We start from the raw sequence: 22169 nt of genomic DNA on the forward strand, positions 1-22169 counted from the left end.
TAGCGTTGTCCAGGTCAAACATCTTAAAAGGTATTAAGGTGGTTATAGCGTTGGGGATCCACCTCTTCCCATTCCGAACAGAGAAGTTAAGCCCAACCACGTCGATGGTACTGCGTAAAAGTGGGAGAGTAGATAGCCGCCGTTTTAGATAAAAGGAGTTCATTCGATAGAGTGGACTCCTTTTTGTTTTATGTAAATGACGGTTCAAATAGAAATAATAAATGTCAAATAAGATAATAAAGCTCAGTCGAAACTCAGCTTTATTATTTCTCCGTAGGATGGCACGTTTTTAAAGGCTTCCTCTATTCCATATTCTCCCGCATAAACACGCGCACAAGTTAAAACACCTCCATGGGCAAATATACAGACATCTTGCATTCCGCTTTTTCTGATCTCATCAAGAAATGAACTGACGCGGTCGTATTGGTCTTTTAACGATTCTCCGTTTGGTGTTCTGATATTGATCCAGTCTGCAAACCAGGCTTCGGAACGTGGGTCGGAGGATAAGTCTTCCCAGGATATCATTTCCCATTCCCCAAAATTCAATTCTTTTACGCGATCTTCCCGAATGGCATCCGGATAACCGCAATAGGAGGCTAACCTTACACAGCGGGTTAGCGAACTACACCAGACTTTGTCAAAAGTAAGTCCGGATAATGATTCTTTTACTTTTTCGGCTTCTTCCTCAAAAGATGGGCGCAGCAGTACGTCGGTTTGTCCGTAAGCATAACCTGCGGGAACGTCGACAGACGTATGTCTGATTAAATAGATATTCATATGTAAATAACTAAAGTGTTGTTGTATATATAACAGCTATACCCAGATAAAAGCTTAATTCGCATAATAGAAATGTAGCTCCGCAGCAGTCACCGGTATATCCTTGTATTTTCTTTTTCATAAAAGTAGTCAATAGGTACCAGGTAGCAACGGGTAGGAGACCTGCCAGAAAATATACGGGTTCAGGCAACCAGCACAGAGGCAGTAACAGACAAATCAGACTGAACAGATATTCTCCGGTTGTCATCCGGCTATAAACTGTTTTACTTTTTGCTTCTTCCTCTTTTCGGGCATATGGGAGGCGATTGATGATCATACCTGCAATACCTTTGCTATAAGGATCACCTGCAAGGATGGCACAACCTGCCAGTTCGACCGGGAGATTGCTGAGCAACAAATAATACAGGCCAAAATAGCAGATCAAACCAATGACTCCATAACTTCCTATATGCGAGTCTTTCATAATAGCCAATATCCGTTCCCGGTTTGTGCCTCCTCCGAATCCGTCAAAAAAATCAGCCAGGCCGTCTTCGTGGAGACAGCCTGTGATTAATAAACGGGTGATCATAGCCAGGGCTAAAGCAACTCCGGAAGGCAGAACAAGTGAGCCTGCATATAGTACAATCACCATCAGCCCGGCAGTAAACCAGCCGACTAAAGCCCACCGGCTCACTATATTTTTAAAATATTCGGCAGGTACTTCAGCCAGTTTCCAAAAAGGCAGACGTGTAAAGAATATGAATGCAGCCAGTATACGCAACATATATTTAAATGTTAGGAATGGATACCATCCAGTTAAAAATATTTTGTCACAGCCGCCTGTTGGAAAGTATGCATCTCGTTGATCATGCGTACGGCCGAGTCTACGATCGGATAAGCACACACGGAACCGGAACCTTCTCCCAAACGCAGTCCCAGGTTTAGAATCGGGTTTACCTGCAATACATCCAGTACTTTCCGGTGTCCGGCTTCGTCTCCGCAATGACCGAATATGCAATAAGGTAACATTTCAGGATATAACCGGGAAGCTGCCAGAACACAGTTGGTCATGATAAACCCGTCGACAAGTATGATCATTTTGAGTTCTGCTGCCCGGAGCATTCCACCGACAGCCATGACCATTTCGTATCCTCCGAAATAACGGATCACATCTAATGGGCTATTATCTCCTTTATAGTTTTCAAGCGATGCTTTCAACACATTATATTTATGTTGTACGCCTATACTGTCTAATCCGCTTCCTGCACCGACACATTCTATCAATGGAATACCTGTCAGGCAGGTCATCCACATGCTGGAAGCTGCCGTGTTACCTATTCCCATTTCGCCAAAGCTGATGACGTTGCATCCTTCCTTATGGCAATCACTCACAATTTCAGCTCCGTATTGTAGTGCCAATTCCATTTCTTCCTGTGTCATTGCTGCTTCATGGAGGAAATTACGGGTCCCTTTCCTGATTTTCCGGTCGATTAGTTGTGGAATGGAAGGAAAGTCGAAATCTATGCCACCATCAACAATCTTCAGTTCGATGCCATGCTGGCGGGCAAGAAAACAAACACCGGCTCCGCCGTTCAGGAAATTGTGAATTACCTGGCGGGTGACTTCTTTGGGTGATTTACTTACTCCTTCATCTGCAATACCGTGGTCGGAGGCATAAATGACATTGACCGGATGATGTAGGGAAGGGGTAAGTGTCTGCTGGATCAAACCAATCTGAAGAGCTAATTCTTCTAATCTACCTAATGAACCTTTAGGTTTTGTCAGATTGTTTATTTTTTCCTGTAATGTTTCTGCGATAGCAGCATCTGGTTTTTCAATATTAAAAGTAATCATTGTATTGTTATTTTGTTATCCTTTTATTTTCATGGGTATTCCGCTTACCATCAGTACGACTTCGTCGGCTCGGGAGGCTATATGTTGGTTCAGCCACCCTTGCAGGTCCGTGAATTTGCGTTGAACCGGATCTGGCGAGACTCCGCCTAACCCAATTTCATTGGTCACGAATATAAGATAAGCCTCCTGTTGAGTCAGCCGGTTGAATTCTTCTTTCAGTTCTGTCAATGATTTTTCGACATTACTGTCATTGTCGAAAAAAAAGTTTGTGCCCCATAACGTGACACAATCTATAACGACTACCCGGGCATTCAGATTATGATGGCTCAGGTATTTTTCTTCTTCTATATTTGTCCATTCCGGACCACGGTCTGCCTGGTGACGGAGAACCCGTTGACGGAATTCTTCATCCCATACACGCGAAGTCGCCAGGTAAACCGGGTTAGTGCTCAATGATAAGGCTAACTTTTGTGCATATCCGCTTTTGCCGGAACGTTGACCTCCTGTAATAAGTACGATATGTTTGTGCGGCATCGTATTATTCTCCTTTAGGCTTGTTGCGGGTAGCAACTCGTTTCCCTTTGTTTATCGGATTGTTTTTACTCGTTTTTCGTAAACTGGCAGATTTGGGAGAAGCGGCAAGGCGTTGCGCAACGGCTGCTTTTCCCAAAGATTTACCGAACTTCGGACGCATGGCATCTTTGAGTGCCTTTTCTTCCGGAGTCAGTTTGTCTTTCGGTTTTTCTCCGCTTTTAGCCGCTTTTCTGGCAGCAGCATATTTGTTGTATTTGACATATTTACCAGGTCTCAGCTTACTGCCGGAACCGGAAGGTTTCTTTTTTTCAACAGGCGCACTGTCTTCCACTTTCTTTTCTTTTTTCTCCACTTTGGCAACAGGGTCGCCGAAGATCAGATTTTGAGTTTTACCGGAACCGGTGCGTGCATGCTCCTGAGCCTGGCTGAAATTAACTTTAATATCATCAAGCATGACGATATCAGCTTTGCTAACTTTCTGGCCGACTTCCGGCTGTTTTCCGTTGACGGTAACCCGCCCCATTTCGATGAACTTGTCTGCTTCCCGGCGCGAGCAAAGTCCTGCGTCACTGAGCAATTTGTTTAGTCTTATTTCCATGTCTGTATAATTTTCTTTATTGTAATAATATTGATAGAAGACAAACAAGCAATCCCATGGCTAGTTCTGTATTGCTGTTTATTTTAGTTGCTATTAACATATCTTCTGTTGTAAAAGGCCTGTCGTTGACTCCGATATAAGGCTTTTCCACTGCTTGACCGAAGTAATCGTGTGTACCCCCGAAACGACAATCGAGGATGGCTGCCAATGCTGCTTCCGGATAACCTGAATTGGGACTGAGATGTGCCCTACCGAAACGTGTCAGAAAATCTCTTTTGTGCCAGTTTCCGGAAACCAGTAACATCAGGCAAGCTGTCAGCCGGGCAGGTATGTAGTTGGCAACGTCGTCCAACCGGGCGGCAGCTTCTCCGAATTCTTTGTATCGCTCGTTTTTATAGCCGATCATCGAGTCGAGTGTATTAATCATTTTATAAGCCATCATTCCGGGCAATCCTAAAAAGCCAAACCAGAACATCGGGGCGATCACTCCGTCACTCAGGTTTTCCGCCAAAGTTTCAAGGGCGGCGGCCCTGATTTCCTGTGGGGATAGATCGGAGGTGTCACGTCCGACGATGCGTCCGACTTGTGTCCGTCCTTCTTCCACACTACGGTCTACTGCTTCAAAAACGGCTTTTACTTCCGTAATCAATGTTTTTCCGGCAAGGCAATAGAATACACCTACTCCGACAAGAATTGCGTATAAATAAGTATTTATAAATGCTCCCCAGAAAAGGATTAGCCGGGTTATAAAGTAAATGCCTGCTACAAGGATTAGTGTCAACAGACCTCCTTTATAGAAACGGTTCTCACCCTGATTCAGTTTTTTCTCTCCGAAAGAAATGAGTTTGCCGAACCAGACGATGGGGTGAGGCCAGCCTTCCGGATCACCTAACAGGCGGTCTGCCAGCCATCCGCCCAGAAAGGGGATTACCTTGAATGAATATATCGATTGAGTTAACCAGTACATATTATTTGTTTGAGAGACAAAGGTAGAAAATTGTACCGTTTTTTGTTTTGTAAATTCACTAATAAATATCTACCTTTGTCTTATGCTTAGGATAATAACACATATAGAACGATTATTACTGGTACATGACTGTGTGATTGTACCGAAATTTGGAGGTTTTGTACTGCAAACAGTTTCTGCCGTATGCAACGGAGAGGAACATTTGTTCAGTCCGCAACGCAAAGAAATCGTTTTTAATATCACACTGCAACATAACGACGGGTTACTTTCAGAGTCATACATGCAAATGTATGGTGTTAATTACCGGAAGGCACAATTGATGCTGGAGGAAGATGTCGACGATATGAAAGCAGCTTTGCAGGAAGAAAAGAGATTATCCTTTGGTCTGTTAGGTTCTTTCAGTCTGGGACAGGAAGGCCAGATGATTTTCCATCCGGGAGAATCGGATGCATTCAGTGTCTGTTCATATGGATTGGCGGCTTTTAATTTTCCACAGCTTAAACCTGTTTTGGCTGCGCGTGAAGAGGTAGCATTGCTTACCGGAAAGAAGAAAAAAGATACATTATATATACCGGTTAGCCGGAAGTTTCTCCGCGTAGTAGCTGCTTCGGCTGCTGCTGTCACTTTATTCTTATTGGTTTCAACTCCGGTGGAAGATGTGAACCAGGCTGCTTATACTGCCAGTTTTGTTCCGACGGAAATGGTTGCCAGAAATGCGCCTGAAATGAAAACGGAGGAAATGAGCGCACCGGTTGAGACTGTGGCTCCTGAAACCAAGGCGCCGGAGGTGAAAAACGATGCGATAGCTGTTGCACCAACCCCGAAAGTGAAAAAGCAGGAGGTCGCTCCCCAACCGGCGGTCAGCAAGCCGAATCAGAAAATGTATCATATCGTGATAGCCAGTTTTCCTACGGAAGAACAAGCAGATAAATATATTGCCGGGGTAGATCGTAAAGATTGCAAGCATGTGAGTAAAGTTGTTCGTGATGGTAAGTACCGTATCTATGCCGATAGATTTGATAATCGTGAGCAGGCTGAAAGCTATATGGCAACTTTGCGTACGAATGAGAAATATAAAGATGCCTGGTTGTTTATCAGTCGATAATTAGTCCCCTTCTTGTATTGATTTTTTTATACGAATTCTTTTTATTCCTCTTCCTTCTTGTATTGTTTTTTCTTTTTTAACCGGCCTGCCTTTCGTAGTGCCTGATCCAGAATGTACTGTATCTGGCCATTGGTGCTGCGGAATTCATCCGCAGCCCAGGTTTCGATAGCATCCATCATCTCTGCATCGATCCGCAGAACAAAATTTTTGGTTGCATTCTCTTTTTTGGCCATCACTTATATTAATATTAAAAATTTAGAATCATTGATATAATGTACCTGTGTTGATAATCGGCTGGGCCGGCTCGTCTGCGCATAGTACGACTAATAAGTTGCTTACCATTGCCGCCCTTTTTTCGTCATCGAGTTCGACGATTTCTTCTTCCGATAATTTGTCTAATGCCATTTTTACCATCGAGACGGCTCCTTCAACGATCTTTTCGCGGGCAGAGATAATGGCATCAGCTTGTTGGCGCCGTAGCATGACAGCAGCAATTTCCGGGGCATAAGCCAAATAATTAATACGAGCTTCCACTATCTCCATGCCAGCCATCGCCAAACGTTCATTCAGTTGATGTTCCAGCTGTTCGTTTATTTCTTCACCTCCGCTTCGAAGGGTCAGCTTGTTGGTTTCCTGTTCGTTGTTGTCGTAAGCATATTGCCCGGCTACTTGCCGGAGAGCGGCATCGCTTTGTACACGGACAAAATCTTCGAAAGCATTCATCCGTTCGGCTACTGTTACACCTGCCTGACCATTCTTTTTATTATTAGCCATCGTTTGTGCATCGATTTCAAACATCGCTTTGTAAGTATCTTTCAGTTTCCAAACCAGCACAAGTCCTATCAGGATCGGATTGCCGATTTTGTCGTTTACTTTGATTGGCTCAACATCCAGATTGCGGGCACGCAAAGAAAGTTTCTTTTTGTTCATGAATGGATTTACCCAATAAAACCCTGTTTGCGTGAATGTGCCTTCGTATTTTCCAAAAAATACCATGACCCGGGTTTCGTTCGGCTCCTGGGAAATATATCCGGGAAGCATTAGGATGAATGCTATGAACAACACTATTGTCAGTGGAGCACAGATATAGTTTGTCTCTCCATAAAAATAGAGAACTAATACAATGAATAATGGTATTAGAATGAGATTGATAAATAGACCAATGAATCCATTGATTATTAGTCCTTTAAAATTGTGTTCTTCTGCTTTCATAATAATTTGTATTTGATATTATTTTGATATCACAAATGAAAACAATTTCCTGCACATGACCAAATAAAATATACTCTTTTTATAAGGGGATATTTAAAATATTATTTAGCTTTGTCTACTCAAAATTTACACGATTGGAATTTCAACTAGATACGGACAACAAGGAATTTCAGGATGCCCTGCAACTGATTACCCATACCCGCCAGTCTGTTTTCCTGACAGGGAAAGCGGGGACGGGCAAATCCACTTTTCTCAAATATATTTGTTCGCATACCAAAAAGAAATATGTCGTATTGGCTCCGACTGGTATCGCGGCTATTAATGCTGAAGGGGTGACTTTGCATTCTTTCTTCAAACTGCCGTTCCGTCCGATGTTACCGGATGATCCAGATTTAAGCCTGAAAGACGGGCGGATCTTTGAATTTTTCAAATACCGGAAAGAGCACCGGAAAATAATATCGGAGGTCGAGCTGATCATTATTGATGAAATTTCGATGGTGCGGGCGGATATTATCGACTGTGTAGATCGTATTTTACGTGTTTTTTCAGGAAATATGCGTTTGCCGTTTGGAGGAAAACAGTTATTGTTTGTCGGAGACGTGTTTCAGTTGGAGCCGGTTGTGCCGTCTGACCAGAAAGAGATACTCAGTCTTTTCTATGCCAGTCCGTTCTTCTTTTCAGCCAGGGTTTTCAAGTCAATCAACCTGGTGCCTATTGAGTTGCAGAAAGTTTATCGCCAGACCGATCCCGTATTTATTAATATATTGGACCGGATACGGAGCAATGCGGCAAGAAGACAGGAGCTGGAAATTTTGAATACCCGTTATTTTCCTGAATTTGAGCCGAATAACGAAGATATGTACATTACACTTGCTACCCGGCGCGATCAGGTAGACTTCATCAATGAAAAGAAGTTGTCGGAATTGCCTGGTGAAGAGTTTATTTCCGCAGGGCGTATAGATGGGGATTTTCCCGAATCATCTTTGCCAACACAATTGAATCTGGCAATCAAGGAACAGGCACAGGTGATTTTTATTGATAATGATTATGAACGTCGGTGGGTGAACGGAACTATCGGTATGATTTCGGGTATCGATGAGAACGGGAATGTATATGTCCTGTTGGAAAACGGGATCGAACATCTGGTGGAACCTACTTCGTGGCGTAATTATAAATATAAGTATAACGAAAAGGAAAAACGGATAGAGGAGGAGATTGTCGGTACTTTCGAACAATTGCCGATCCGTCTTGCTTGGGCAATTACCGTGCATAAAAGCCAGGGACTTACGTTTAACCGGGTTGTCGTGGATTTGACCGGAGGTGTCTTTGCCGGCGGTCAGACATACGTGGCACTAAGCCGTTGCACATCCCTCGAAGGACTGGTTCTGAAGAGTAAAGTGACTCCTCACGATATTTTTGTACGTAAAGAAATTGTTCAGTTCAGCCAGATCTTCAATAGTAAGGAACTGATTGAAAAGAGCCTGCGGGAAAGTGAGGCGGAACTTTTATATGCCCGTGCTGCCCATGATTTTAACCGTGGGAATATGAAGGATGCCGTGGAGTCTTTTGCTCTTGCAATAGGGAAACGAAACGAAATGGACAAACCGCTGGTGCAGCGCCTGCTCCGTTCCAAACTTCAGCGTATGAATACGCAACGCCAGGAAATCAAGAAACTAAAAGAAGAACTTTACGCGCAACGTGAAATCCTGAAAGAATATGCCCATGAATATTATTTGATGGGAAATGAATGTGTAACCAAAGCCAATGATCCGAATGCTGCTCTCCGCTCATTCGATAAAGCCTTGAAACTGTATCCTGAGTATGTGGATGCCTGGGTGCGCAAAGGTGTCACGCTACTGGATATTGGCGAAACATACGATGCCCAAGTGGCATTGAATGAAGCTGTCAAACTGAGCCCCCTTTCATTTAAGGCCCGTTATAATCGTGGAAAATGTTATCTACGCATGAAATATTATGAGGAGGCGGTCGCTGATCTCCAAAAAGCCGTTTCCATTAAGCCCAAACACGCATCAGCACACGAGTATCTGGCTGAAGCTTATCGTTTTGTCGGGGAGGAAGAACTTGCTCAGCAGCATCAGGATATAGCCGATAGTTTGCGGGAAAATCGAAATATTTAAGAAAGTCCATAAAAATCAAGCATATTCGTAATGCGTTGGTAACATAGATTATATATCTTTGTGGCGTTGTATAAAAAGTGTTTCGATTGTTTTAATTTTAATATTATCTAGTATGAAGAACTTATCTGTGTTTGTTCTTTTTCTTTTTTGTCTGACATTCACGTTGAATGGCCAGGTTACCACTTCCGGGATCAGTGGAAAAGTGACGGCGGAAGGCGAACTTCTGATCGGCGCAACAGTACAGGCTGTTCATGAGCCTTCCGGTACTACGTATGGAACTGTTACTAATGCGGATGGACGTTACAGTCTACAGGGGATGCGTACCGGCGGTCCTTATACCGTTGAGGTGTCTTATGTCGGCTTTCAGAAAGCGGTATATAAAAATATTACGCTTCAATTAGGTGAAACTTATTTGTTGGATGTAAAGTTGACAGAATCATTATCGTTGGATGAAGTGGTTGTCACGGCATCGAAGGCAGCCTTGTTTAATTCTCAGAAGACCGGGGCGGCACAAAACTTCAATCAATCGCAAATTCAGGCGACTCCTTCTGTCAGCCGTAGTATTTTTGATGTGACAAAGATGAATCCATTAGGAGTGAATACCGCTAGTGGCATGTCTTTTGCAGGTTCGAGTAACAAATATAATTCATTCCAAATTGATGGTATTACAAACAATGATGTGTTTGGTCTTTCGTCTAGTGGAACGAATGGCGGACAAGCTGGTGCCAACCCGATTTCTCTTGAAGCGATTGAAGAAATTCAAGTAGTAATAGCGCCGTATGATGTCCGTCAGGGAGGTTTTACCGGGGGAGGTATAAATGCAATTACAAAATCCGGTACGAATACATTCCATGGTTCTGCTTATTGGTATTATAATAATGAGAATTTTTATGGGAAGACTCCGGGAAAGGATGCAAAAGAACGTAAGAAGTTAGGTGATCAGAGCAGCGCAACGTATGGTTTTACGTTAGGTGGGCCGATTGTAAAGGATAAATTGTTCTTCTTTGCAAACTATGAACGGGTAAAGGAAACATACCCGTCTTCTAATAATATCGGTTCGACTGAGTCTAATCTGGATGTGAAAGAAGTAGACCAAATCGTTAATAAAATATCCCAGTTGACAGGAGGTTATAATGCAGGTGGTTATGGACCACAGGATATTGATACGTACTCTAATAAAATTCTTACCCGTTTGGATTGGAACATCAATGAACAGAATAAATTTACTGTTCGTTATAGCTTTCTGGACGGGCGAAAAATGGTATTTTCAAATTCTGTCTCTTCTGCAAAACTGAATGATAACGGTTATTTTATGAATAACAAAACGCATTCGCTGGTATCCGAATTGAATACACAGTTTACCCCTTCCTGGTCGAATGAGTTCAGGTTTGGTTGGACTTATGTTAGGGATTATCGTGATCCAATCGGACAACCTCTTCCAAATATAACGATTAATAATTTGATAAATAATGGTGATCCTACCAAGAAATCAAGCTTGGAATTAGGTACAGAACGAAATTCAGCCGCCAATGCTTTGGACCAGGATATTTTTACACTGGAGGACAACCTGATATGGAATAAAGGAAATCATACGATAACATTGGGAACCCATAATGAGTTCTTCCATATGAAAAATCTGTATATCACTAATATTTATGGTTCTTATGTTTATAATTCGTTAGATGATTTTTTGACTGTAGGAACAGCAAATGAGGTATTACCGAATTCATATGAATACTCCTACTCTAATGAAAAAATAACAGGAACAGATCGTTGGGCACCAGTGTTTGGCGCTGCCCAGCTTGGTTTTTATGCTCAGGATGAATGGAAAGTTACGAATCGTTTTAGTATGACTTACGGGTTACGTCTGGATATTCCTTTATTATTTGATAAGCCTAGAGCGAATGAGGTGTTTAATAGCTCGACAGTAGCGACGAGTATGGGGTTGGCAACAGACCAAATGCCTACAACCAAAGTACTGTGGTCTCCCCGTGTCGGTTTCCGTTGGAGCTTAAATGAAGACCGGACAACTTTATTGCGTGGTGGGGCTGGTATATTTACAGGCCGTGTTCCATTTGTTTGGATTTCAAATAGTTTTGGAAATGCAGGAGTTGAGATGGTTCGCACCGCTTATTCTTCCAGTTTGGGCAACTATCCTTCAGATTTTAAGTTTAATATTGATCCGAACAAGCAATATAAAGATCCTAATGCAAAAGTGCCTACATCGGAAGTCGATGTAATGGCTAAAAACTTCCGTTTCCCTTCTGTTTTCCGTGCAAATTTAGCTGTGGAACAAATGCTTCCATTTGGTATCAGAGGAACATTGGAGGGACTTTACTCCAAGACTCTGAATAATATTTTATACGAAAATATTAATTATCAGTGGAAAGGCGAGACTTTGAACAACGGAGGAGATGACCGTCCTGTTTATGAAAAGCAGGACAATCATTTCACTCAGGTCATGCTGTTGAAAAACACAAGCAAAGGTTATACTTTTAATATTACGACAAAACTGGAAAAATCATTTGACTTCGGTTTGAATGCAATGATCGCTTATACATATGGGCAAGCAAAATCATTGAATGACGGAAATTCTTCACAAGCCTATTCCGGTTGGAAATATAATGCAACATATTACGGTGATATGAATCCAGAATTGACATGGTCGATGTTTGATGTCCGTAACCGTGTGATCGGTTCTGTATCTTACCGTAAGGAATATGCAAAACATTTTGCAACAACAGTCAGCTTGTTTTATAATGGGCAGACAGGTGGCAGATATTCCCTTTTGGATTATACGGATCTGAATAAAGATGGATATCGTAATGATTTGATGTATGTGCCTACAGATGCAGAACTGGAGAAGATGGTATTTACTGATATTCATTCTAACAATAATACTGTTACTGCTGCAGAACAAAAGGATGCTTTAATAAAATGGATTGAAGGAAATGGTGAACTTCGCAAATCCAAAGGAACACATATTAAACGTAATCAAATGACTTTGCCATTTGAGCATCATTTTGATTTCCATTTTGCCCAGGACTTTTTTGTTGATATCGCAGGACAAAGAAATACAATCCAGCTTAATTTCGATATTATCAATGTAGGCAATTTATTGAATAAAAAGTGGGGTATGTATTATCAAACTAATTCAGGTTATGATTTGACTCCTCTTACAACTAAGATTGGGACAAATGGAGCAACTTACCAGTTCTATGATCCGGGAGAAATGTATACTAATACAAATATCACTTCCCGCTGGCATGCCCAGGTTGGATTGAAATATATTTTCTAGCCGTGTATTTAACGATTTGAATAAAATAATCGGGAGAGGTTCACTATCTTTGTGGACCTCTTTCTTTTTGAGGTGATTGTATATGAAAAGATATGTAAGTTTATTTATAGGATGTATCGTTCTGGCCGGTATACTTTTTTCCGGCTGTTCGTCATCGAAACGCCATGACCGTTATGTGGTCGTTCTTTCCATGGATGGATTCCGTTCCGATTATCCCGATCGTGCTTATACCCCGACATTGGATTCTTTGGCGAAAGTCGGGATTCGTGCCGCTTTCCGTCCTTCTTTTCCCAGCGTAACATTTCCGAACCATTACAGTATGGCAACCGGTTTGCACCCAGATCATCACGGCCTGGTTAATAATTTCTTTTATGCCTCCGACTTGGATAGTATTTACCGTATGGCGGACCCCACTCCCGGCTTTTATGGAGGGGAACCGATCTGGAATACGGCAGAGAAACAGGGAGTGCATGCAGCCTCTTTCTTCTGGGTGGGCAGTGAGTATCCGATCCAGGGCCGCCAGCCTTCCATCTGGAAACCTTTTGATAAAAAGGTCCCTTATTCGGACCGCGCCGATTCTGTAGTAGCCTGGTTGCAGCTACCGGAGGATATACGTCCTCATCTGGTTATGTGGTATATCGAAGAGCCGGATGCGATCGGTCATATCTGTACGCCTGACTCTTCGGCAACTTTAGAGAAAGTAGAGGAGCTGGACCGTGTATTGAACCATTTCTTTAACGAGGCCCGCAAGCTGGATATTTTCGATAAAATAGATTTTATAGTTCTGTCCGATCACGGAATGGCTACTTATACGCCTGAGAAATATGTCAATCTGAACGACTATTTGCCTCGTGACAGTTTTGATTATATTTTTGACGGTGTCCCGACTTTGCTTTATCCGAAGAATGGTTATACCGAGACCGCATACAATATCCTGAAAAAGGTTCCGAATGTGACGGTTTGGAAGAAAGAGGAAATTCCTGCTGAATATGTTTATGGGAATAATCCCCGTATAGGTGATTTGGTTGTGCTTCCCAATATCGGAACTTACCTGCATTTCCGTGATAAATCCTATCCTTATCCGGGTGCAACTCATGGTTATGATAATTTTTCACCGGAGATGGAAGCTATATTTTATGCGGCAGGCCCTTCATTTAAAGAGAATGTCGAATTACCTGTCATGGCAAATGTAAATCTTTATCTGATCATATCCCGGTTGTTAAATTTGGAGCCTGCTCCAAATGACGGTGATAGTGTGGTTGTAAATACTTTATTCCGGTAAAAATAAAAAAAGCGATCTGTTGAAGGTCGCTTTTTTAATATCAAAGGGTATCTTTCATTTAATAATTGAAATTCATCCCCGGACAAAAAGCTATCTGACTTTTGGCACTAGTGATCTGAATCATGTTTTCGCGGGCTAGCCATCCGATTGCAGACCATAAATCAGCTTCACATAAGGAGGTTGCCTTTTTCAACTCCTCCAAACTCCAACATCCACCATCCAGTAACAGATTCCTGATGGTACCTGCATTTAATCCAATTGTTCCTTTCGTCATGACAAATTCTCTTTTATGTTTATGGTATGTTGAGTTAAAACAGAAATTAAAGCGGAAATGATATATTCTGACGTTTTTTTTAGTGTGTTTTATAAAAAGGAGATTCCGTCAAAAGATTTTTTTTGTAAAACAGGCGGATGGAGATTCACGAACTTAAAATAAATCATTGTTTGTTTATAAGCGTTTTTTGAGAAAAAATGTTTGAAAAAGATTGTCATAAAGTATGGTGGTGTCGAATTAAACCTTACATTTGTAGCCTATTGAGATTGATTTAAACTTGTATTTGAAGTTTTGCTCGCAACTTAGATTTGTAAAGTATATTCATTCAACTATTATTCTATTCATCCCTCAATAAACAATTAACTAAATAAGTTTTTATAAATGAATCTTTACATTTCAAATTTAAGTTATAACGTCACAGACGCTGACTTAAACGAGTTGTTTGCTGACTATGGGGAAATCCTCTCAGCTAGAGTTATCACAGACAGAGAAACAGGCCGTTCAAGAGGCTTTGGTTTTGTAGAATTGAAGGATGACGATTTAGCCAAGAAGGCTATCGAAGAATTAAACCAGGCTACTTATGATGAAAAAGTAATCAACGTAACAGAGGCTCGTCCGAGAGAAGACCGTGGTGGAAACCGTGGCGGTGGTTTCGGTGGTAATCGTGGTGGTGGTTACGGCGGCGGTAATCGTGGCGGTGGCTACGGTAACGGCGGCGGAAGAAGATATTAATTCGCATTATAGCAAATGGAAAAGCGATCTGGCAACAGGTCGCTTTTTTGTTTCTTATGGACGCAGATTTTATATATTATGATACTGCTTTCTCATATATTATGATATTAGAGTCGCATAATATGTGAGAAAGCAGTATCATAATATATGAGAAATTTGCAAACTGTATGTTGATCTCTATAAAAAAGCCTGCCGAAATCATTCAGCAGGCTTTTGTAGTGCGTCCGGGGATCGAACCCGAGTTTCCGCCGTGAGAGGGCGGCGTCCTAGGCCACTAGACGAATGCACCGTTTCATATTATAGTTTTCATTGTTTGACGGGACAAAAATAGTTATTATTTCGTTTCGGTGTTCTCCGGAACAGGAAAAAATGTAAAGAATTTTGTATCTTCCTGTCATTATGCTACTATAATTGTCTCCATACAACTAAAAGGCGTTAAAACTGAGCGCAATTTCGTTTATTTTTCATTGTTCTTCCTGTTTATTTATTCTACCTTTGCCACCTGTTATTGAACAATATACTATTGAACAATTACTAATACCAGTATTAAAATAACTAATATTATGGCAGAACTAAAAGAAAAACTTTTCTCAGAATTCGCTCCGGTCACTACTGAAGAGTGGATGGCGAAGATTACGGCTGACCTGAAAGGTGCTCCGTTTGAGAAAAAGCTTGTCTGGAAGACAGGCGAAGGATTTAATGTAAATCCTTTCTATCGTGCAGAAGACATCGAAGGTTTGAAGACTACCGAGTCTCTTCCCGGTGAATTCCCTTATGTTCGCGGAACAAAGAAGGATAACGACTGGAAGGTACGCCAGAACATTGAAGTAACCTGTTTCAAGGAAGCCAACGAAAAGGCTCTTGATTTGCTAACCAAAGGTGTTACTTCTCTCGGTTTCATCATCAAAGGTGATGAAGTGAATGCCGAAAATATTGCAACATTATTAAACGGTATCTGTCCGGAAGCTACTGAACTGAACTTCAACACTTGTAACTGCAAGGCTGAAAAACTGATCGGTATTCTGGAATATATCCTGAAGGGAAAAGACGTAGACCTGAACAAATGTTTCGGTTCTGTTAACTACGACCCGTTCAAGAAACCGTTGGTAAAAGGTAAAGAAAATGAAAACTGGGTAGAAGCTGCATCTGCTGTGCTCAAAGCTGGTCAGGCGCTGCCGGGTTATAAAGTTTTAGCTGTAAACGCTTTCTACTTCAATAATGCAGGTGCTTATATTACTCAGGAACTGGGTTATGCACTGGCTTGGGGTAACGAACTGATGGCTAAACTGACTGAAGCTGGATTCAGCGCAGACGAAGTTGCCAAAAAGATTAAATTTAATCTGGGTATCAGCTCTAACTACTTCATGGAAATTGCTAAGTTTCGTGCAGCACGTTGGTTGTGGGCTGAAATTGTTGCTGCTTACAATCCTGAATGCAAATGTGCATGCAAGATGAACGCACATGCTCAGACTTCCGAATGGAATATGACTGTTTACGACGCTCATGTAAACTTGTTGCGTTCTCAGACTGAAGCGATGTCTGCTGCTTTGGCAGGTGTCGATTCTATCACTGTTCGTCCGTTCGATAAGACTTATCAAACTCCGGATGATTTCTCAGAACGTATCGCACGCAACCAGCAATTGTTACTGAAAGAAGAATGTCACCTGGATAAGGTGGTCGATCCTTCTGCCGGTTCTTATTATGTAGAAGTACTGACTAACTCGTTGGCTGACGTTGCCTGGAAACTGTTCCTGGAAGTAGAAGACAAAGGCGGTTTCGGTGCTGAAGTGGCTAACGGTAACATACAGAATGCAGTAAATGCTTCTAACGTAGCTCGTAAGAAAGCTGTTGCTACCCGTCGCGAAATCCTGCTGGGTTCTAACCAGTTCCCGAACTTCACAGAAGTAGCTGCCGGTAAGATTAAAGAAACAGCTTCCTGCTGTTGCGGTGGTGGTCATTCTTGTGGTGAAGCAACGGTTACTCCTCTTGATTTCTCTCGTGGTGCATCTGAATTCGAAGCATTGCGTCTGGCAACTGAAAACAGCGGCAAGACACCGAATGTCTTTATGCTGACTATCGGTAACTTGTCTATGCGTATTGCCCGTTCACAGTTCTCAAGCAACTTCTTTGCTTGCGCCGGATATAAGGTAATTGATAACTTAGGTTTTGAAACTGTTGAAGCTGGTGTTGAGGCAGCGATGAAAGCCGGTGCTCAAATCGTTGTTCTTTGTTCTAGTGATGACGAATATGCAGAATATGCTCCTGCCGCTTATAAGGCGTTGGCCGGACGTGCTGAATTCGTTGTAGCAGGTGCTCCTGAATGCATGGAAGACCTGAAAGCTCAGGGTATCGATCAGTTTATCAATGTGAAGAGCAACGTACTTGAAACATTGAAGGCTTTCAACGCAAAATTAGGAATCGCTTAAGTAGAAACAATTATGAGACCAAATTTTAAGAATATAGATATAAAGAATGCCGGTTTTGCAGCTACCAATGCTGCCGAATGGGCAAAAGCCAATGGCATCGAAGCCAATTGGAAAACACCCGAGCATATCGAGGTGAAACCAGTATATACAAAAGAAGACCTGGAAGGTATGGAGCATCTGCACTATGCATCCGGTCTGCCTCCTTATCTGCGTGGCCCGTATAGCGGTATGTACGCGATGCGTCCCTGGACGATCCGTCAGTATGCCGGTTTCTCTACCGCAGAAGAATCAAATGCATTCTACCGCCGTAACCTGGCTTCCGGTCAGAAAGGTCTGTCTGTTGCATTCGACCTTCCGACTCACCGCGGATACGATGCCGATAACGAACGTGTTGTGGGTGACGTTGGTAAAGCCGGTGTATCTATCTGTTCGCTGGAAAACATGAAAGTATTGTTCGCTGGTATTCCTTTGAACAAAATGTCTGTATCCATGACTATGAACGGTGGTGTTCTTCCGGTATTGGCATTCTACATCAACGCAGGTTTGGAACAAGGCGCTAAGCTGGAAGAAATGGCCGGTACTATCCAGAACGATATCCTGAAAGAATTCATGGTGCGTAATACGTATATCTATCCGCCTGAATTCTCTATGAAGATTATCGCTGATATCTTCGAATATACATCACAGAAGATGCCTAAGTTCAACTCTATCTCTATCTCCGGTTATCACATGCAGGAAGCCGGTGCGACAGCAGATATTGAAATGGCTTATACCCTATGCGACGGTATGGAATATCTTCGTGCCGGTGTTAACGCAGGTATCGATGTGGATGCATTTGCTCCGCGTCTGTCATTCTTCTGGGCAATCGGTGTGAACCACTTCATGGAAATCGCCAAGATGCGTGCTGCACGTATGTTGTGGGCGAAGATTGTGAAGAGTTTCGGAGCCAAGAACCCGAAATCTTTAGCGCTGCGTACTCACTGCCAGACTTCAGGATGGTCGTTGACTGAACAGGATCCGTTCAACAACGTAGGTCGTACTTGTATCGAAGCGATGGCAGCTGCACTGGGACACACGCAGTCTTTGCACACCAATGCGTTGGACGAAGCTATCGCCTTGCCGACAGACTTCTCTGCACGTATCGCTCGTAATACACAGATTTATATCCAGGAAGAAACAAAGATCTGTAAGGAAATCGACCCGTGGGCCGGTTCTTACTATGTAGAATCTTTGACAAACGAACTGGTACACAAAGGTTGGGCTTTGATCCAGGAAATCGAAAGCATGGGCGGTATGGCAAAAGCGATCGAAACAGGTCTTCCGAAGATGCGTATCGAAGAAGCGGCTGCTCGTACTCAGGCTCGTATCGACTCAGGCGTTCAGACAATCGTTGGTGTTAACAAATACCGTCTGCCGAAAGAAGATCCGATCGATATCCTTGAGATTGACAACACTGCCGTACGTAATGAACAGATTGCTAACTTGAAAGTGTTGCGTGAAAACCGCGACGAAGAAGCTGTTCAGAAAGCATTGGCAGACATCACCGAATGTGTGAAAACTAAGAAAGGCAACTTGCTGGAACTGGCTGTTAAGGCTGCCGGCTTGCGTGCATCACTGGGAGAAATCTCTGATGCCTGCGAAGTTGTTGTAGGACGTTATAAAGCAATCATCAGAACTATTTCAGGCGTGTACTCATCAGAAACAAAGAAAGATGCCGACTTCCTGAAGGCTTGCGAGCTGACAGAAAAGTTTGCAAAGAAAGAAGGTCGCCAGCCGCGTATCATGATCGCTAAGATGGGGCAGGACGGACACGACCGTGGTGCTAAGGTTGTAGCTACCGGTTATGCCGACTGTGGTTTCGACGTGGATATGGGACCGTTGTTCCAGACTCCGGCTGAAGCTGCCCGCCAGGCTGTTGAAAACGACGTTCACGTAATGGGTGTTTCTTCTTTGGCTGCCGGACACAAGACATTGGTACCGCAAGTTATCGATGAACTGAAGAAGTTAGGCCGCGAAGACATTATCGTTATCGCCGGTGGTGTTATTCCTGCACAGGACTACGACTTCCTGTACAAGGCAGGTGTTGCCGCTATCTTCGGTCCGGGTACATCAGTAGCTAAGGCTGCCGTTCAAATCCTGGAAATCCTGTTAGGAGAGGAATAATAGCTGTAAAGTTTTTATAATAAATAGGAGACTGCGTAGCTTTCGGTGGAGAGTTACGCAGTTTTTTTATTACCATATAAGTATTGATATGAACAAACAAGCAAAACTATTTCAAGATCAGGATGTGGCAAATGATGATTTGTCCCTGACTCCTGTTATTAAAAAGAAAGGAAGAACGAAACTTACCGCTGCCCAGTCTGAGTTCAATCGCCTGAACAGGAAGATAAATGAACTAAAGGCAGAGATCACGTTTATTCCTGAGAAGGAACGAAAAATCAGAACTTTCTATCAGGAGCATGCTAAATCTCTATTTGAGAAAGAGACTGCAATGAAATATGATTATCTGATTTATCTGGATGGAATATATGAAGAAGGGAAACTGAGTAAAACGGATCGGAAAACGCTGATAGATCTTATTGCTGCTGAAAGCGAAGGAGTGACTGACTATATGAATGAAGAGCAACGCTCCGTTATTGTTCCCCTCGTTCATAAATATGAGGAACTCTTATCTGGAATGACTCATGAAGAACTGGAAATGGAAGCAGTACAGGATACGTTGTTCGCTATCCAAATGATGGGTTTTAAACTCAATAAGAAAATGAAAAACGCAAAGACGGAAGAGGAACTGCTCAACGCTTTTAATGATTTAATGAAGAATGAGATGGAGAAAATGGAGGCGGCGGAAGAAAAAGAACAACAGAGGCGTGCAGCCAGAGAGGAACAGAAATCGTCGCAGTCCAGAGAAAGGAAAATGACCAAAGCCGAATTGAATCAGAAATTGCAGGAGGAACAAACTTTAAAGTCAATGCGTGAAATATATCTGGAACTGGTGAAGGAACTTCATCCGGACCGGGAAACAGATGAAACATTGCGTGCACAGAAGGAAGAACGGATGAAACAACTGACGGAAGCATATAAACAAAAAGACTTGGCTTCCTTGTTGATGATGCAGATTAACTGGTTGCAGGAAGAATCGGCAAAGACACCTCAATCGCAAACGGATGAGGTTTTGAAACGTTATAATAAGATTTTGCGTGCACAGTTGAATCGTTTGGAAGAAGAATTTTACTTGATTTGTCAGGCTCCTTTATCTGGTGTGGAAAATGCTTATACGCAATTGAGAACTGTTCCTTTGAAAGAGATAGATATTCACCTGGATATTCTTTTGTCTCAGCAGAAAAACCTGCTGCAAACAGTGGAAGAGTATATGCAAAGCGTTTCTACGCTTACGGGAATGAGAGCTTTTTTGAAAAAATACCGGAAAAAGCAAAGAGAAGAAGAGCTTTATGATGACTTTTACTGGGAGGAGGATTAATCTTTTTGTTATCTTTACCCGACAATCTTAAAAGTGCTATTATGCAAACAGTAAATTGTTTTTTGCCTTATGTTTCTCCAGCCATGGTGAAACTGACTGTAGACGAACTCAGGAGTACCGGGCTGGTTAATAAAATATATCTTTTAGCTTCTGATTCATTGCAGGCGGAAGCCTGTGACGGTTGCGAAATCCTGCAGGTCGATACGCTGACCGGTACAAAGACTTTGCGTACTATTTGGGAACATGCCGACGGGCGGGATGTTTTATTCTATACCCGTACAACTCCTTTGAAGTTCGGACAAAACGGACTGGAGCGGATGCTTTTTGTCGCTGAAAACAGATGTTGTAAAATCGTTTATGCCGATCATTATAAAATATGTAACGGTATTCGGCAGGAACACCCGTTGAACGATTATCAGGAGGGAAGCATACGGGATGATTTTGATTTCGGTCCGTTATTGCTGCTTAATTACGATGAATTGAACTATTATTTCGAATCTCGTAAAAAAATGTTTCCGGAGTATGTCTATGCAGGTTTCTATCTTTACCAGCTCAATGCCTCATTTATGCCGGAGACTATTGTTCATATCCGGGAGTATCTTTATTCTTTTACAGAAGAAGATAATCGGAAAAGTGGCGAGAAACAGTTTGATTATGTGGATCCAAAGAACCGTGAGGTGCAGGAGGAAATGGAATCGGCCTGTACTGTCTATCTGAAATATTTGGGTGCTTTTCTGAAGAAGAAGCCTTTGAAGGTAAAGTTTAAGAAGGAAGGTTTCCCTTGCGAAGCATCTGTGATCATCCCTGTCCGCAACCGCGTCCGTACGATCGAGGATGCGATCCGTTCTGTTTTTAGGCAGCAGACCAATTTTGACTTCAACCTGATCATTGTCGACAATCATTCGACCGACGGGACAACAGAGGTTATTCAGCAGTATGCAGAAGATAAACGTCTGATACACCTGATCCCCGAACGTGACGATCTCGGAATCGGCGGTTGTTGGAATGAGGCGGCTGGGCATCCTTCGTGCGGTAAGTTTTGTGTACAGCTTGACAGTGATGATGTGTATAGCGGTCCCGATACTTTGCAAAAGATTGTGGATGCTTTTTATGCGGAAAGTTGTGCAATGGTGATCGGAACCTATAAAATGACTGATTTCGACCTGAATGAAATAGCGCCCGGCATTATCGACCACCGGGAATGGACGGAAGAGAATGGACGTAATAATGCTTTGCGTATCAATGGACTGGGAGCACCCCGTGCTTTCTATACCCCGATTCTTCGCGAGTTGAAAATGCCGAATGTGAGTTATGGCGAAGATTATGCCATAGGATTGGCTATATCGCGTATTTACCGGATCGGGCGTATTTACGATGTCCTTTATCTCTGCCGCCGTTGGGAGGACAATACCGATGCCGCATTGGATATCCGGAAAACCAACGAACATAATGCCTATAAAGACAGTATCCGAGCCATTGAATTGGGTACCCGAAGAACGTTAAATCAAAAATGAT

18 protein-coding genes, 1 tRNA gene and 1 rRNA gene are annotated in these 22169 nt (G+C 42.6%); 10 read left to right on the forward strand and 10 right to left on the reverse strand.

All coding sequences use genetic code 11. The annotated features are described in order from the left end of the window. Nucleotides 1–34: 34 nt before the first annotated feature. A 5S ribosomal RNA gene (gene rrf / locus K6V26_RS28065) occupies nucleotides 35–145 on the forward strand. Between the two features lie 98 nt (nucleotides 146–243). Here the strand turns inward: rrf and cobC are convergent. From cobC to cbiB, 6 genes are read right to left on the reverse strand one after another with little or no spacing between them, the layout of a single operon-like run. Continuing rightward, nucleotides 244–777 (reverse strand): alpha-ribazole phosphatase, encoded by a 534-nt coding sequence (cobC, locus tag K6V26_RS28070; protein WP_224264374.1) that lies wholly within the window; start codon nucleotides 775–777, stop codon nucleotides 244–246. A gap of 10 nt (nucleotides 778–787) precedes the next feature. Further along, a complete protein-coding gene (locus K6V26_RS28075) occupies nucleotides 788–1540 on the reverse strand; it encodes an adenosylcobinamide-GDP ribazoletransferase (RefSeq protein ID WP_007654313.1) in 753 nt (250 codons plus the stop codon). Nucleotides 1541–1572: 32 nt separating this feature from the next. Beyond that, nucleotides 1573–2610, reverse strand: a complete 1038-nt coding sequence (gene cobT, locus K6V26_RS28080) for a nicotinate-nucleotide--dimethylbenzimidazole phosphoribosyltransferase (protein WP_195437614.1) — start codon at nucleotides 2608–2610, stop codon at nucleotides 1573–1575. Nucleotides 2611–2625: 15 nt separating this feature from the next. Then, complete coding sequence (locus tag K6V26_RS28085) at nucleotides 2626–3144, reverse strand: bifunctional adenosylcobinamide kinase/adenosylcobinamide-phosphate guanylyltransferase (protein ID WP_224264375.1); 519 nt, start codon at nucleotides 3142–3144, stop codon at nucleotides 2626–2628. Nucleotides 3145–3148: 4 nt separating this feature from the next. Then, nucleotides 3149–3742, reverse strand: coding sequence for a S4 domain-containing protein (locus K6V26_RS28090; protein ID WP_007654307.1), 594 nt, complete (start codon nucleotides 3740–3742; stop codon nucleotides 3149–3151). 16 nt (nucleotides 3743–3758) lie between these two features. Beyond that, nucleotides 3759–4709, reverse strand: coding sequence for an adenosylcobinamide-phosphate synthase CbiB (cbiB, locus tag K6V26_RS28095; RefSeq protein ID WP_046147895.1), 951 nt, complete (start codon nucleotides 4707–4709; stop codon nucleotides 3759–3761). Nucleotides 4710–4791: 82 nt separating this feature from the next. Here cbiB and K6V26_RS28100 point away from each other — a divergent pair, with 82 nt between their 5' ends. Beyond that, nucleotides 4792–5814: an HU domain-containing protein gene (locus tag K6V26_RS28100; protein WP_122329194.1), complete on the forward strand. Its 1023-nt coding sequence runs from the start codon at nucleotides 4792–4794 to the stop codon at nucleotides 5812–5814. Between the two features lie 41 nt (nucleotides 5815–5855). Here K6V26_RS28100 and K6V26_RS28105 read toward each other — a convergent pair whose 3' ends face one another. Continuing rightward, a complete protein-coding gene (locus K6V26_RS28105; RefSeq protein WP_122329195.1) occupies nucleotides 5856–6047 on the reverse strand; it encodes an Arc family DNA-binding protein in 192 nt (63 codons plus the stop codon). A 28-nt stretch (nucleotides 6048–6075) separates the two neighbouring features. Continuing rightward, entirely contained in the window at nucleotides 6076–7026 is a 951-nt protein-coding gene (locus tag K6V26_RS28110; protein WP_007654301.1) for an SPFH domain-containing protein, read from the reverse strand. A gap of 134 nt (nucleotides 7027–7160) precedes the next feature. On the opposite strand from K6V26_RS28110, the gene K6V26_RS28115 reads away from it, so the two are divergent. The 3 genes from K6V26_RS28115 to K6V26_RS28125 all read left to right on the forward strand — a co-directional run bounded on the left by K6V26_RS28115 (nucleotide 7161) and on the right by K6V26_RS28125 (nucleotide 13744). Further along, on the forward strand, nucleotides 7161–9164 hold the full coding sequence (locus K6V26_RS28115; RefSeq protein ID WP_010800526.1) for a tetratricopeptide repeat protein: 2004 nt from the start codon (nucleotides 7161–7163) through the stop codon (nucleotides 9162–9164). Nucleotides 9165–9276: 112 nt separating this feature from the next. Next, nucleotides 9277–12462, forward strand: coding sequence for a TonB-dependent receptor (locus K6V26_RS28120; protein ID WP_046147899.1), 3186 nt, complete (start codon nucleotides 9277–9279; stop codon nucleotides 12460–12462). A gap of 82 nt (nucleotides 12463–12544) precedes the next feature. Next, nucleotides 12545–13744 (forward strand): alkaline phosphatase family protein, encoded by a 1200-nt coding sequence (locus tag K6V26_RS28125; RefSeq protein WP_007654297.1) that lies wholly within the window; start codon nucleotides 12545–12547, stop codon nucleotides 13742–13744. A 58-nt stretch (nucleotides 13745–13802) separates the two neighbouring features. Here the strand turns inward: K6V26_RS28125 and K6V26_RS28130 are convergent, their stop codons facing one another. Then, on the reverse strand, nucleotides 13803–14018 hold the full coding sequence (locus K6V26_RS28130; protein WP_007654296.1) for a winged helix-turn-helix domain-containing protein: 216 nt from the start codon (nucleotides 14016–14018) through the stop codon (nucleotides 13803–13805). Between the two features lie 381 nt (nucleotides 14019–14399). Between K6V26_RS28130 and K6V26_RS28135 the strand changes: the two genes are divergently transcribed. Further along, nucleotides 14400–14750, forward strand: coding sequence for an RNA recognition motif domain-containing protein (locus K6V26_RS28135; protein ID WP_224264376.1), 351 nt, complete (start codon nucleotides 14400–14402; stop codon nucleotides 14748–14750). Between the two features lie 216 nt (nucleotides 14751–14966). Here the strand turns inward: K6V26_RS28135 and K6V26_RS28140 are convergent. Continuing rightward, nucleotides 14967–15039 (reverse strand) — tRNA-Glu (locus K6V26_RS28140). Nucleotides 15040–15313: 274 nt separating this feature from the next. Here K6V26_RS28140 and mutA point away from each other — a divergent pair. The 4 genes from mutA (at nucleotide 15314) to K6V26_RS28160 (ending at nucleotide 22168) form a co-directional block, all read left to right on the forward strand. Continuing rightward, the gene (gene mutA, locus K6V26_RS28145; protein ID WP_010800523.1) at nucleotides 15314–17176 is read left to right on the forward strand and encodes a methylmalonyl-CoA mutase small subunit; all 1863 of its coding nucleotides are present in this window, start codon (nucleotides 15314–15316) and stop codon (nucleotides 17174–17176) included. Nucleotides 17177–17188: 12 nt separating this feature from the next. After that, nucleotides 17189–19339, forward strand: a complete 2151-nt coding sequence (scpA, locus tag K6V26_RS28150; RefSeq protein WP_010800522.1) for a methylmalonyl-CoA mutase — start codon at nucleotides 17189–17191, stop codon at nucleotides 19337–19339. A gap of 88 nt (nucleotides 19340–19427) precedes the next feature. Next, complete coding sequence (locus tag K6V26_RS28155; RefSeq protein WP_224264377.1) at nucleotides 19428–20654, forward strand: J domain-containing protein; 1227 nt, start codon at nucleotides 19428–19430, stop codon at nucleotides 20652–20654. A 41-nt stretch (nucleotides 20655–20695) separates the two neighbouring features. Beyond that, the gene (locus K6V26_RS28160; RefSeq protein WP_224264378.1) at nucleotides 20696–22168 is read left to right on the forward strand and encodes a glycosyltransferase family 2 protein; all 1473 of its coding nucleotides are present in this window, start codon (nucleotides 20696–20698) and stop codon (nucleotides 22166–22168) included. Nucleotide 22169: the final 1 nt, after the last annotated feature.

Origin of the sequence: Parabacteroides goldsteinii (genome assembly GCF_020091425.1) — a bacterium.
In the GTDB taxonomy this organism is placed as follows: domain Bacteria; phylum Bacteroidota; class Bacteroidia; order Bacteroidales; family Tannerellaceae; genus Parabacteroides; species Parabacteroides goldsteinii.

Excerpts from the sequence above, each read along its gene's own strand:
- K6V26_RS28075 (WP_007654313.1), bottom strand. The coding sequence starts at position 1,540 with ATGTTGCGTATACTGGCTGCATTCATATTCTTTACACGTCTGCCTTTT.
- K6V26_RS28125 (WP_007654297.1), top strand. The coding sequence starts at position 12,545 with ATGAAAAGATATGTAAGTTTATTTATAGGATGTATCGTTCTGGCCGGT.
- K6V26_RS28090 (WP_007654307.1), bottom strand. The coding sequence starts at position 3,742 with ATGGAAATAAGACTAAACAAATTGCTCAGTGACGCAGGACTTTGCTCG.
- K6V26_RS28105 (WP_122329195.1), bottom strand. The coding sequence starts at position 6,047 with ATGGCCAAAAAAGAGAATGCAACCAAAAATTTTGTTCTGCGGATCGAT.
- K6V26_RS28110 (WP_007654301.1), bottom strand. The coding sequence starts at position 7,026 with ATGAAAGCAGAAGAACACAATTTTAAAGGACTAATAATCAATGGATTC.
- K6V26_RS28120 (WP_046147899.1), top strand. The coding sequence starts at position 9,277 with ATGAAGAACTTATCTGTGTTTGTTCTTTTTCTTTTTTGTCTGACATTC.
- cobT (WP_195437614.1), bottom strand. The coding sequence starts at position 2,610 with ATGATTACTTTTAATATTGAAAAACCAGATGCTGCTATCGCAGAAACA.
- cobC (WP_224264374.1), bottom strand. The coding sequence starts at position 777 with ATGAATATCTATTTAATCAGACATACGTCTGTCGACGTTCCCGCAGGT.
- scpA (WP_010800522.1), top strand. The coding sequence starts at position 17,189 with ATGAGACCAAATTTTAAGAATATAGATATAAAGAATGCCGGTTTTGCA.
- mutA (WP_010800523.1), top strand. The coding sequence starts at position 15,314 with ATGGCAGAACTAAAAGAAAAACTTTTCTCAGAATTCGCTCCGGTCACT.
- K6V26_RS28135 (WP_224264376.1), top strand. The coding sequence starts at position 14,400 with ATGAATCTTTACATTTCAAATTTAAGTTATAACGTCACAGACGCTGAC.
- cbiB (WP_046147895.1), bottom strand. The coding sequence starts at position 4,709 with ATGTACTGGTTAACTCAATCGATATATTCATTCAAGGTAATCCCCTTT.
- K6V26_RS28100 (WP_122329194.1), top strand. The coding sequence starts at position 4,792 with ATGCTTAGGATAATAACACATATAGAACGATTATTACTGGTACATGAC.
- K6V26_RS28155 (WP_224264377.1), top strand. The coding sequence starts at position 19,428 with ATGAACAAACAAGCAAAACTATTTCAAGATCAGGATGTGGCAAATGAT.
- K6V26_RS28130 (WP_007654296.1), bottom strand. The coding sequence starts at position 14,018 with ATGACGAAAGGAACAATTGGATTAAATGCAGGTACCATCAGGAATCTG.
- K6V26_RS28160 (WP_224264378.1), top strand. The coding sequence starts at position 20,696 with ATGCAAACAGTAAATTGTTTTTTGCCTTATGTTTCTCCAGCCATGGTG.
- K6V26_RS28085 (WP_224264375.1), bottom strand. The coding sequence starts at position 3,144 with ATGCCGCACAAACATATCGTACTTATTACAGGAGGTCAACGTTCCGGC.